A 12,773-nucleotide genomic window follows, 5' to 3' on the forward strand; every position below is an offset into this window, starting at 1 on the left:
GCATTGCTGTTAGGTTATATGCTTGTGCATTTATAATGAAGAAAAAGATGTATCCTTTACAATTGTCCGAGTAATCCCACACGTGAACGGGTTAACAGCTGCTGAATGATCTGTTCCAGTTCGTCCATGATCTGATGGCGTCCGCCGGGGGTCCAGGTGAGGATGGACCAATCGGATATGTCGTGCACGTTGCCTTTCAACACCGCTGGAGAACGATTCCAGGCGGTCGTTTGTTTCATGCGCCGAAGTATCTTCTCACTGGCAGGTGAACTGGAGACGCGCTGTATGAACAGATGATCCGTGTCCAACATGGGGATGCTATCTGCCGCATACTCGTCTGTTATTGTATCAGTTGAAATGATCTGTGCAGGTTTTAGCCCCAGCTCCTCGTAGATGAGGCGATTTAATGGATGCTCAGCTCTTTCCAGAAGCCGGATAGAATGATTCGTAATTTGCAAAAGCGCAATACGTTCTTGTCCGAAGTGATGTCTCAAACGAAGTCCGATTTCAAGGTTGCGAAGCTCAAGCTTTTTGAAATTCTGCAAGGCCTGTTGCTCTCGTCCGATAAGTTCAGCCATGCGCATGTGATTTTCTTTCCAGTCTTGGGCCTGATTCAGAATAACTGTAGGTGCAATACTTTTAAGCTTATCGTAAAAAGGTTGATGATAAAAGTCTCCGATAATCAGGTCCGGCTTGGCCTGACGTAATTTCTCCAATTGTTTGGCTAGCCCCTGCTGCTGCTCGACTTCATCAAGCTCTCGATCATGAAATCCGTCCATTGCAGCTACGGGATGTAATCCGAGCGAAGAGAGATTCTCATGAAGGCCCATTCTGGACACTGTAGCTACGCGAATTTGGTCTCTTTTCATATACAGGCTGGGTGCGATTCCCAAGGTTTGTTTGAATTTGCGGCTAAAATAATATTCATTGCCATAGCCAACAGATACGGCGACGTCTTTGAGTGCACATGATTCCTGTTTGAGCTGTTTTTTGGCCTCGTCAATCCGTAAGCGATTTAGATAATCGGTAGGCGACATGCCTTTGACTTTTTTGAAACTGCGAGAATAGGAGCTTGGGGTTAATCCGGCAATTTTGGCCAGTTGATCCATGCTGATGCCTTCACTCATGAACCGTCTCATATACATAATGCTGCGTTCAAGCGCTGGATCAACCTTCTCATAATTTTCTTCAAGCCTGTTCTCCGAGAGATACTGCAAAAGTTCATGCAGCTGGCTATGTATGCTAATAAAGTGATCAGAACGAACGCCGCGATAGGCTTCATATAATTGTTCGAATCGTTCTCTGGCCTGTTGGTCATGACGAACCATAAGTCTGCCCGTTTCCCAATCGAGCGGGAAGCCGGAAGAGGAGGACATTTTCCATTGACCGCGCACTTGCTGCAAACAAACCGTATCCATGCTAAGTAGTATAAACTCCGTCACAGCGGAGCGTGCAGCCGCCTCAATCGTTGTTCCTGCCTTCAGGACATACAGTTGATTGGCTTCAGCGGTATGGACTGTGTCGTTCAGAACCAGAACACCGTCTCCTTGTAAAATAAGACAGAGCATGGGCCGGGACACCGTCTTGCCTTGCACACGGAAATGCTCCCCGCGCCGTACACGGCACATCGAAGAGAGGAGCGGCAGAGATGAGGCTTCAGAAATGAAGGGAAGCTGTTCAGTCATTCGGACCATCCTTTTGTCTTATTTTCTTAATGATAACAATTATCATTCTCATATGGAAGATGTTTTTGGAAAATAGTTTTGCACATCAAAAAAAGAGGATACCCAGAGCCTTGATGGCTTAGGGTTATCCTCTTAATTTTGAACATACAAGATGAGATGGCTATCAGCCTACATCCACATTCGTAGGTTAGTTTGGCACGACCAATAGGATATCATCCAGGAAAACGTCGCTCAGCACCTTTTTGCCAGTGCCGTTGGCTTGCACATGATACAGACGATAGAGATCATCTGCGTTGATGTAGAACATTCCTGGAACATCGTCATGAAGCTGGAACGTTGCCCATTCCTCTCCGGCGAGCTTGGTTACTTTGAGAGCGGTGCTAACGGAATAAAGACCATTCGTACCGGATACATAGGCAAGAGTTGGTGTTCCGTTGGTCAACTGAGTGGTCACGAAAGTGACACTGTTCAGATTCAGGTTGGCAGATTTGGATACCTTGTTCCCGGCGATCGTTTTGGCATATGCCTTTTTGTCTGCATCCACAACGACAACCTTACCTGTACCCAGTGGACTCACTTCCCGGATGCTTTTACTATGAAGCTGAAATGTTTTGCCAGAAGTAGTCAATGCAAAGGCTTTGCCTGTGGAATAATCATAATCCTTGCTGCTGTCCAGCTTGATGCCTTTGTTATACACGTACAGATTGTTGCCCCAGCCCCCAGCATAAACAGCGTTCACATCCAGCTTTGCTTTTGGATTAACAGCTGTACCTTTGCCTGTATTGTAGTTTACCTTGTACATAATAATGGCGTTGGTTGAGTAGTACTGCTCGTATGGGTCAGTGTTTACCATCAATTGCAGTTCGTTTTTGGCCTCGTTCATAAAATAACGACTCTCTACTGCGCCAGCAGCAATCCGCTGCACGGCTCCGCTGCCATTGGATGCCTTGGAAACGATCCATGGGTTTCCATTAACGAGCCCATTATAGTATACACGGCCTTTCGTTACGGCGAGCAACGGGAAATCCGTATCTGCTTTGTCTGCAATTTTGGTGGCAGCGGAAGCTTCGCTATTTCCATTTGCACGATAGATCGTTCCTTTGGAATCCATATAATAGATGAACCCATTATCCGTAAAGTAGCTCAATACATCTGTCGCATAGGTTTCAGCAGAATCACTTGAACCATCATTAGGAACGCGAAGCAGCGTTGTGGAAGACTCTGAACGGATGTAATAGAGATAGGTTCCCGCCGCAGATAGACCATCTCCTTCAAAATCAAGCAATACCTCTGTGGTTCCGCTTCCGTCACCGGATACTTTGTACAATACACCATCGGACTCATAATATACCGTAGTTTGGCCGAGGGAAGCTGCATGAGCATTGGCTCCGCCTCCAAGGATGGCTGCCGCGATCAGTGTGAACAGTAGCAAGGAGCAGACCGTGCGTTGCATGCGTGTAGACCATTTGTTCATAAATCAATCGTCACCCTTCTGTTTATGTATGTAAGTAACACATTATCACCTTACGTTATATCGGTAAACTATGGAAAATATGTTACACATCTCAGTCGGATAAAATGGACAGATATGAAATTGAATTTCATGAAAATTGCATGCTGGAAGGTTTCTGCGCAACCTGCATAGCCTAACGTCTTATCTGCGGTAAACAACAAAACACCAATACACCGCGCGCAAAAAAAAGATACACGCGGTGCGGAAATTTAAATCTGACTTTCAGCCAGCTGCTGACGACTGTTCCATAAAGTAACCAGACGAAGCAAAATGAAACTGATGAGCAGAAGCACCGCTCCGACCAGGATTAACATGAGTGGACTGATAAGCAGCATACCGCTGGCCTGACCGGCAATCAGCGCAAGCAATGGAACCACGACCAATCCTCCGAGTTGATAGGCCTCCTGAAATCCACGGACCTTCGCCGAGATCAGTACATTCAACAGAATGACAACAAGACTGCACGCCGGAACAACCCACAGAACCAGAATGATCCAGTTCAGATTGGGAAACATCCATGCCCCGAACATGGGGTACATCAGGATATTGGCAATGATTCCGTAGATTATGAAGGTAATCCAGGATAATAACAGAGAAGGAATAAGGGCAGCTAACACCTTGCCTTTGAACAACGTATCCATGCTCATCGGAGTGAACAGGAGACCTTCAAGCGTCTTGCGCTCCTTCTCGCCTGCAAAACTGTTAGCCGTCAGAATGCTGGATGCCATCACCGGAATGATGAGAAACAGCGGCGCAAACATGTATAAGGCGAGGTAATAGACAATGCGGTGGTTATCCGTAGGCATCGAAGCGAGCTGTGGAATCCGCCCGGCATGGGTTAGGGTATCCAACGTATCAAGCAGGAAGCTCATATTGCCGAGGGAAGCAAGCTCCATTCTTGAGGCTGTCCAAATGAGAATTCCAGGCATAATGATCCCGATAACCAATGGAACGATCAACATGGGGAGCCAGAGCTGCACGCTGGCTGTGATAGCTCGAATATCTTTGTATACCAGTGCACGTATAGCTTGTCGGTTATTCATGATGGTGTGCCTCCCTTATGGCAAAATAAATACTTTCCAGATCGCTGCCCATAATTCGGGCCTGATAGACTTGTCCACGCTCAGTCAGATGTCGCAGCAGCAACGGAATATCTTCACGGCTTTGAAGCTGGAACACGGCTTTGTTCGTGGAAACGATCTCTGGTGTATACCCTGTCACCATTTGCCAGCCATTCGGCATCGTCGCTTCAATTTCAATCCGGGGTGAGGTCAGGTACCGGTTGACGATTTCCTGCTCCGTACCTTCCTCAACCTTACGCCCCTTTTCCATAAAAATATACCGATCACACACGGCCGAGAGCTGGGATAACACGTGAGACGAAACGAGAATCGTCATGTTCTCTTCTTGATTCAGCCTGCGGATGATACGGAGAACCATCTGAATCCCGTCCGGGTCAAGCCCGTTGGTCGGCTCATCCAGAAAGAGAATGGAGGGACGATGCAGCAGTACCCGTGCCAGACCTACGCGTTTTTTCATGCCTGTACTGTAGGTCCCCACTTTCCGATGCTGATATTCCTGCAATTTGAACAGGTCCACAAGTTCATCGATTCGTGCTTTGGCATGTTGTACACCGAAAGCTTCAGCGAAAAAAATCAGGTTGTCACGCCCGCTCATATTTTCATACAATCCGCTCTGTTCGGTTAATGTGCCGCATATGGCTAATACGTTCTCCGTCTCACGGAAGGGATCAAGGCCGTTAACTCGTACTTGCCCGCCTGAAGCGCCAAGAACGCCGTTCATAATGCGGATCAGGGTAGTTTTACCCGAACCGTTGGGTCCAATTAGCCCGGTAACACTGCCTTGTTCAACCGTGAAGCTGACATCGTTCAGTGCCTGATGAACTTTAAAATTCTTTGAAATGTTGCGTACTTCAATCATGTTTCTTCACCGTCCGATCTGTGTTTGGAGATTATACGTCCAGATGAGCTATATCGTTCAAATGGTGGGCCAGAAAATAACACTTCTCCGTCTTTAGTCCCAAATGTGAGCAGCAACTTCACCCTAAAGTCCGGCGAAATCGGGTCTAAGGTTTGTTTTCACTATGGTTTATACCATGTATTCTGGTTAAAAGGATGCAATATCCCGTTTCATTGCCATCCATAACGTGGTAATTAGACTTAAGGCCTCTTACATATCAGGAATGCCTGAATATTCATCTAACGCCGGTCTTGGTTAGCCAAGGCCGGTTTGACGTCGTCACTTGGCGTATCCATCTATGGAGCGTCTCATGCCTTGTGAGTACATAACTATTTCGTCTAACACATCATACGAACACTTCCAAGTAGGAAACATCAGATGTGTTTGGACCAGAGGAAGGTGAGCGAAATGACAGCATCCAATGAATATCGCTTCCAGGTGAATCTAAGCGGTATGATCCAGATTTTATCGAACCATCTCTACAGCAGCCCTAAAGTATTTTTACGTGAGTTAATGCAAAATGCGACTGATGCTATTACAGCTCGAACAGAGGCGGAACCTGGATTCCAGGGTGAAGTACGTGTGGAACTAACCGGAACAGGTGAGCAGTTGACCATGATGGTGGAGGACAACGGCATTGGTTTGACGGAAGCCGATATCCATGAATTTCTCGCGATGATAGGTCAATCCTCGAAGCGTGGGCAGCAGGCCTTGCTCGATGGAGAGACTTCGTTTATCGGACGATTCGGGATCGGATTATTGTCCTGTTTCATGGTGAGCCATGAAATCGTCATGCTGACGCAATCCGCGAAGGGTGGACCTTCGATGGAGTGGCGGGGTAAGCCTGATGGCACCTATACGATTCGGCAATTGGAGACACAGTTGTCTCCGGGAACAAAAGTATATCTGCGTTGTACGCCGGATGCAGCCCATTATTTTGAAACGGAATATGTGAAAGAAGCTTTGTTCTATTATGGAGCGCTGCTGCCTTATCCAGTCAACTTGCACAGTGACGGTGTTCAACATATCGTCAATAGCGAGTCACCGATCTGGTTGATGGAGCCTGAGCTTGCCCGTGGACGCCGAGCGGAAGTGCTGGCTTTTGGTGAACGATTGCTTGGAGAGAAGTTCCAGGATTTCATCCCACTGACGACGGCTTCAGGCCGTACAGGAGGTATAGCTTTTGTACTGCCACATGCTGTCAATCTGAATGCCAAGCGTTCTCACCGGGTGTATCTGAAGCGAATGCTGATCTCGGAGAAGGCGGAAAATATTTTGCCGGATTGGGCCTTCTTCGTGAAATGCCTGATCTGGACAGATGAGCTTCAACCAACGGCTTCACGGGAACATTTTTATGAAAATGAAAAGCTGGAAGAGGTTCGCTCCGAACTTGGCGATGCCCTTCGTAAAGGATTGGCCGACATGGCTGAGAGCCAAACGGAGCGACTGCAGAAGCTGATTCGCCTGCATGCGCTGTCGATGAAAGCACTGGCTGTGCAGGATCAGGAGTTCTACGCCATGATTCACCGCTGGCTTCCGTTTGAAAGCACCCGTGGCCATCGGGAACTGGGCGAGTTGATGAGCGAGGGAGAAACGTTGTACTTCACGACCACGGTGGATGAGTATCGCCAGATTCATCATGTCGCGTCAGCCCAATCAATGCTGGTCATTAACGGTGGATACATCTACGACAGCGATTTGATGGCAATGCTGCCACTGGCGGTACAGCATGTACAGACACAGCGGTTGCAGCCGGACGAGGTATCCATGAGTTTCACCGATGTGCCGCCGGCTGAACGAAATCAGTATTATGATGCCCTGCGCCTTGCTGATTCTGCTTTGCAACGTTTCCGCTGCCGTGCAGAGGTGAAGGGCTTCAAGCCAGCTGATTTGCCGGTGCTGTTCACGCTCTCGCAGGAGTCTTCCACGCTGCGAGCATTGGAAAAAGCAAGTGAGGAGAGTACAGAATTGTTTTCTTCTGTCCTTGGATCATTGTCCTCAGGCATCAGTTCCGCAGGTTATTCGACTCTGTACCTGAATATCAACAATCCCATTATTCAGCGGGTCCTGACTTCACCGGATGCCCAAATGACTCCGATTGCCATTGAGATGTTATATGTCAACGCATTGATGATGGGACATTATGCGATGAATCGGCAGGAGCTTGAGGTGTTGAATCAGGGCATCGTTCGTTTTATTGATTGGGGTTTGCGTGCAAATACAGATCGTAAGGGGGATGCCTGATGAAGACCGAAATGAATTTTGAGGATTTGATGGATGAGGCGTATGGCCTGCCTAATGGAACAGCGAAACTGGGCATGCTGGAGGAAGCGGCAAGAGTCGCTGATGTGAATGGCATGGAGGAGGAAGCGTACGAAGCACGTTCAGAGATCGTGGAGACCGCGACATTCTGCGGTTATCCGATGAAAGCACTGATTGCTTTTTCCTGGCAGCTGGGCAAGTTTGATCAACAGCCAGAACGCTATGACGAAGAAACGTTAATGTGGTCGTATAAATGGATTTTGGGCGAGTTATCCAGCTTCCCGGAAGTGTCTCGCGATAAAATGTTGGAGCTGCTGGAGGACTTTGGACGTCGCTTCAAATCATTCGGGTACAGCGAGCGTTCGTATTGGTATTATCGGTTCCGCATATCCATGGATCTTGGCGATCTGGAGGAGGCCGGTACCAGCTACACGAAGTTCAGAAGTATGGACCGTGACTTTATGAGTGATTGTGAAGCCTGTGAGCAGGACGAGATTATGCGTTACTGGATACTGGTAGGTGAGGATGAGAAGGTGCTGGAAGCGGCGAAGCCTATATTGAAAGGGCGAATGAGTTGTGCCGAAATACCGCACCTGACCTTATCGGAGATTTTGATGCCACTATACCGGCTTGGTAAAATTAATGAAGCTGACAAACATCAGGCCAAAGGCTATCGCATGATCAAAGGACATAATGATTTTGTGCAGAGCTTTGCCGAGCAGATGGATTATCTTGCACGCACCAACCCGGCGAAGGGCATCGATGTACTGGAAGAAAATATAGTGCTCGCGATGGAGCATGAAGATCCGTTTGCCAAAATGATGTTCTATGCCAGAGCAGCACAACTGCTGCGCCGCTGGGCTGACGAATCTCCAGGATACCGATTGCGGCTTCCTGCTTCATTCCCCTATGAAGGAGATCCGGGGGATTTGCGTAAACTAGCCGACTATTTTGCGGCTTATGCCAAAGCGGCTGCAGATAAATATGACCAGCGGAATGGCAATCAGCATGTCTCTTCTATGTTAAGCGAGGTATAGTCAGTATAATTCCTAAAGCGCTGCTAACGAACTCAGCTAATCTTATTAGGCAGTATGATGTAGGATATGATCGGATGGTATTCCTAATGGTACCGCGCTAAACAAAACAGGCTTGTTCAGAAGGAGGGTTACCCTCTTTCGAACAAGCCTGTTTATCGTTTTTTTACCGTGAATATGATGTTGGTATTCTGATTATTCAGGAGTCACGGTTGCAGGCGCGGTTGTATCTTTGGCAGGTTCCTCGTCTGAGGAAGTATCCACTTGCGTCTGCTTGGTCATCAGGTCAGCTACGATCTTATCGGTTGGCTGTGTAAATAATTGGTACATAATCGCTGCTTCCTCCTGGCGGATCAGTGGTTTGCGGGAGAGGAAGTCGACCGATCCATCCTCCAGCACCTTCACTTCAGGACCGTGGATGCCTAGCTTCACCATCATTTGGATGGCAGGCACAGCCCAGGCATCTGTCTGCCCGGCCAGCTTTACATCCTCGAACAGTTCGTTCGGATATTGCAGCTGGAGAGTTCTCCAGATCATTACCATGGCTTCCTGACGGGTGATGATCTGATCCGGTTTGAACTGTTTCTCATCCGCACCTGCGATCATGCCGGATTCATAACCTAGCTGAATGTAACCGGCAGCAGGGTGAGTTGCCCAGTCGGTATCCGCAGGTGGCGTCGTTTTGCTGGCTTTCAGCCCGCTCATTTTAAGGACATCCTCAATGAATTCAGCCCGTGTAACGGCATTTTTAGGTTGAAAAGCTTCACATGCCTCATTGGCATAGTATCCAAGCGATTGTAATCCATAGATGGCTTCAGCATAAGGACTATTCGCCTGGACATCCCGGAAGCCTTGGGGTTTCTGCCCTTTTTTCTCATATCCGAATGGGTTGAGATAAGGTTCTTTCATGTAGATGGTCCCATCTGCATTTTCCTTGAACGCTGTGAACTGGCCTGTTAATTCGTCCTTGAAGAGATGATCTTCAATCTGAATCAGGGGACGTGGGCCAAGGAAGACGTCGGAAATGCTTAATTGTCCGGGTTCTTTGCCGCCATCTTTCAGGGAACTGACAATGGTGCTCAGTCGCAGATCCGCGTATAGCCCAGCGAAACGTTGCAGCTCATCCGCAGATTGGGGTGTATACTCCTTGAACTTGACCGGTTCCGCATATTGCGGGAAGAACGTCTGGATAAAGGCCGGGTAGAACAGATTACGAAGTGCTCCCGTCTGGTTGTAGGTAAGGAAGACACCTGTGTTTTGCTCAGGAATTAGGAAGAGATAAGAGCTGAATCCAATGATATCGCCTGCTTTGGTAATAATTTTGGAGCTGCTGCCTGCACCCGGAAGCTGAAAAGCAGCTTCGAAACCATATGTGGTATTGGGCAGCAGCGGATGAATGGAAGAACGGTATTGTTCCATGCTTTTTACCGTAGATTCTTTCCAAATACGTTCGTTATCCTTCACACCATCATTCAGGAAAGCGATCATGAAATTCCCGATATCCTCAGCCGTTGAGAGCATGCCGCCTTGAGGCATAGGTGTTGGGGAAAGGGTGTACAGATCGAGTGGATTATGACCCGCATCATAGGCAGCTGCAAGTTGGTTTTTGAACTTGCCGTTCAGCATAAAACTGCTGTTATCCATCCCCAGAGGTTTGAAGATATGCTGCTGCATATACGATTCAAACGGCTCGCCGCTCACATTCTCCACAATCATGCCAAGCAGCAGGAAAGCGAAGTTGTCGTACATGTAGGCGGTACCAGGTTCTCTAACGACAGGCGGCATATGTACCTTGGCATAATCCTCCATCGATACACTTTTGTCAAAGTCATCATGGACGTCTTCCTGCTGTGGGTCGCGAATCTCGAACCCGGTGGTGTGTGTGAGCAGGTTCTCTACCGTTACAGGTTTGTCAAAAGGATTATCGAATTTCAGTCCTTTCACATAGGTCTGAAAATCTGCCTTCAAATCTACCTTGCCTTGCTCTACGAGCTGCATGACAGCGGCTGATGTAAATGTTTTGGAGACCGAGGCGATACGAAAGGTGGTATTTTTCGGATCAACAGGCGTTTTACTCTCCAGATCGGAATATCCATACCCTTTCTCTGCCAGGACTTTTCCATCTTTGACCACGACGACGGAAGCACCTACATATTGTGCCTTTGCTTCGGCGGAATCAAAAAATGTATCCAGAAAGGCTGTCGCGGACTCTGTTGTCAGCGCTGTCACTTTCCCTTTTTCATTGACCGCAGCAGGTGTGGTCTCCGCCTGCACGGCGGGTGCCCATAGACTGAGGGACAGGACCAACGCCATGAACGCCCCCGTTAGGGAGGTGAGCCTGAAGCGGGTGCTTCGATTGGATAAATGCATGCAAACACTCCTTTTAAGTAAATTTTTACAAAATCACATACTCCTGTATACTACAGCTCAATTGAGAGACAGGTTTCACAATTTTGGGGAGAATTGTTTTTTAATTTATATGCTTGTCACAAATAAGGGGTTCAGGTGCGTTATAGAGATATTGGGAGAAAGGAGTGGACGTATTGAAACGTACCAGAGAGGGATGCTTTCTGGATGCCGGGGAAGCAGAACAGGTTGTGCAGCGTGTAAAAGCCGGAGACCAGCAGGCCTATGCCGAACTGATCAGAGCATACGAGAAGCAAATGTATACATATTGTTATGGCATACTAAGCAATCGTGAGGAAGCGGAGGACGCACTCCAGAACATTTTTATAACAGTGTATCAAAATATCGGACAGTATCAGGCTGGGACTTCGTTCACATCCTGGCTGTATAAGGTCGCCTACCATCACTCCATTGATTTGATCCGCAAACGCAAACGCTGGATTCGGCTGATCGCTTCGTGGAAAGAACATCAGCAGCAGTCCTCCCAACCACACGAGACAACGCTTGACGAGTTACTGATGCATCTGACTGCCCAAGAGCGAAATCTGGTGATGCTCAAAGTGGTACAGCAGTACAGTTTTGAAGAGATTGGTCAGATTATGGATATGAAACCGGCAACCTTGCGCAAAAAGTACGAGCGTCTTCGTAAGAAGCTGGTCCAACATAACAAGACAAGGAGGGGGCTCAGCCATGATGAATCATATGCCAAGTGAGTTGGAAGAATCGGATATCCTACAGGAAATTCGTGATGCTGGTTTGAATCTGGGTATGCCTGCTGGTGGATACAGCGATCGCATCATGAAGCGGTTGCAGGAGGAGACACGAAGTAACAGGTTGAAATTGTCCGGCAAGGTTCGGCGTCCTTACTTCGCTCGAAGAATGATTGCTGTGACTGTTGCAAGTGTTATGTTGTGTGCCGGGATTGTTGGCAGTGGTTTTGTCTCTCCCGTGATGGCTGCCGCGTTGCGGAACATTCCGGTCGTAGGCGGTCTTTTTCAGGAGATCGGGAAAAGCGGGCTGAAAAAAGCATCTGAAGCAGGACTGACAACGGTTCCTGAACAACAAGACGCACAGGATGACATTAAGATAACGATCTCGGAGGTAGCATATGATGGCATCCGGTTAAGTATGGCTATTGAGCGGGAAGGTGCGGAGGGTCTGAACATGGTTAATCGGGACAGAGCAGAGGAGCATCCGGCCAAAGGGTACCTTGGATATCCCGAAATGTACCTTGGAGATACGAAGTTAGGCTACCGGACAAGAACCTTGAATGAGATTGCCAGCACGGATCAGTCCGGGAAGGTCGGGTTTAGCGATAAGATTTTAGTAGCCGAATTCGAAAATCTGAGCAGGACTGACGGCGGGGATATCCCTGATGATTTTGAGATGCGAGTTCTTATTCCGGTCACCGGGATCGAGCAGCCGTATGAATTTGTGATTCCGGTCAAGAAGATGCAGGATGGCATCACGCTCAGCCCGGAGAAGTCGCAGTCCAATGACGAATTCGCTTATACGGTGCAAAAGGTAATACTCACCCCGTCGATGACCAAGCTCATCGTGGATACAAAAGGCTTTGCCCCGGATGCAGGCCCTTTGCCCAAGGGGCACAAACTCAGTGCTGTTCATTTTGAGATCATCAATGAGCAGGGCGAGAGCGTTGAACAGGAATCCATCGCATTTGAACACGGACTTCCACCAGTGACGTCACATTCAGAGGAGTCCTATGCTCCCTTTGACCAGCGCCCCGAAAAACTGATCATCAAGCCCTATGCATTTATTATTGGCAGTGACTGGCTTCCCGTGCTGGACGAAAACGGCAACGATTCAAAAGTGTATTACGATGATCTTGAACTGAAGATTGATGTTAAATTGTAATTGCAGTCTATCTACAGA

At 48.1% G+C, this 12,773-nt stretch carries 9 protein-coding genes; 4 read left to right on the top strand and 5 right to left on the bottom strand.

What is annotated here, in order from left to right:
- Positions 1 to 56: 56 nt before the first annotated feature.
- From MHB49_RS07720 to MHB49_RS07735, 4 genes are all read right to left on the bottom strand, one after another.
- Positions 57 to 1,685: a helix-turn-helix domain-containing protein gene (locus tag MHB49_RS07720; RefSeq protein WP_405155681.1), complete on the bottom strand. Its 1,629-nt coding sequence runs from the start codon at positions 1,683 to 1,685 to the stop codon at positions 57 to 59.
- A gap of 187 nt (positions 1,686 to 1,872) precedes the next feature.
- On the bottom strand, positions 1,873 to 3,159 hold the full coding sequence (locus MHB49_RS07725) for a DUF5050 domain-containing protein (protein WP_405155682.1): 1,287 nt from the start codon (positions 3,157 to 3,159) through the stop codon (positions 1,873 to 1,875).
- Between the two features lie 248 nt (positions 3,160 to 3,407).
- Positions 3,408 to 4,241, bottom strand: a complete 834-nt coding sequence (locus tag MHB49_RS07730; protein WP_405155683.1) for an ABC transporter permease — start codon at positions 4,239 to 4,241, stop codon at positions 3,408 to 3,410.
- Positions 4,234 to 5,139: an ABC transporter ATP-binding protein gene (locus tag MHB49_RS07735; protein ID WP_405155684.1), complete on the bottom strand. Its 906-nt coding sequence runs from the start codon at positions 5,137 to 5,139 to the stop codon at positions 4,234 to 4,236. The genes MHB49_RS07730 and MHB49_RS07735 overlap by 8 nt, the downstream gene beginning before the upstream one ends.
- Positions 5,140 to 5,586: 447 nt before the next feature.
- Between MHB49_RS07735 and MHB49_RS07740 the strand changes: the two genes are divergently transcribed.
- Together MHB49_RS07740 and MHB49_RS07745 are read left to right on the top strand one after the other, a co-directional pair.
- Positions 5,587 to 7,422: an HSP90 family protein gene (locus MHB49_RS07740; protein ID WP_405155685.1), complete on the top strand. Its 1,836-nt coding sequence runs from the start codon at positions 5,587 to 5,589 to the stop codon at positions 7,420 to 7,422.
- On the top strand, positions 7,422 to 8,477 hold the full coding sequence (locus MHB49_RS07745) for a hypothetical protein (protein WP_405155686.1): 1,056 nt from the start codon (positions 7,422 to 7,424) through the stop codon (positions 8,475 to 8,477). The genes MHB49_RS07740 and MHB49_RS07745 overlap by 1 nt, the downstream gene beginning before the upstream one ends.
- A gap of 192 nt (positions 8,478 to 8,669) precedes the next feature.
- Here MHB49_RS07745 and MHB49_RS07750 read toward each other — a convergent pair whose 3' ends face one another.
- Positions 8,670 to 10,844 (bottom strand): serine hydrolase, encoded by a 2,175-nt coding sequence (locus MHB49_RS07750; protein WP_405155687.1) that lies wholly within the window; start codon positions 10,842 to 10,844, stop codon positions 8,670 to 8,672.
- Positions 10,845 to 11,017: 173 nt separating this feature from the next.
- On the opposite strand from MHB49_RS07750, the gene MHB49_RS07755 reads away from it, so the two are divergent.
- Both MHB49_RS07755 and MHB49_RS07760 read left to right on the top strand, forming a co-directional pair.
- Positions 11,018 to 11,593, top strand: a complete 576-nt coding sequence (locus MHB49_RS07755; RefSeq protein WP_405155688.1) for an RNA polymerase sigma factor — start codon at positions 11,018 to 11,020, stop codon at positions 11,591 to 11,593.
- Positions 11,571 to 12,755 carry a DUF4179 domain-containing protein gene (locus MHB49_RS07760; RefSeq protein ID WP_405155689.1) on the top strand — a complete coding sequence of 395 codons (1,185 nt, stop codon included), beginning with the start codon at positions 11,571 to 11,573 and terminating at the stop codon, positions 12,753 to 12,755. The genes MHB49_RS07755 and MHB49_RS07760 overlap by 23 nt, the downstream gene beginning before the upstream one ends.
- The last annotated feature ends 18 nt before the right edge of the window (positions 12,756 to 12,773 follow it).

Origin of the sequence: Paenibacillus sp. FSL K6-0108 (genome assembly GCF_045040695.1) — a bacterium.
Lineage (GTDB): Bacteria > Bacillota > Bacilli > Paenibacillales > Paenibacillaceae > Paenibacillus > Paenibacillus pabuli_B.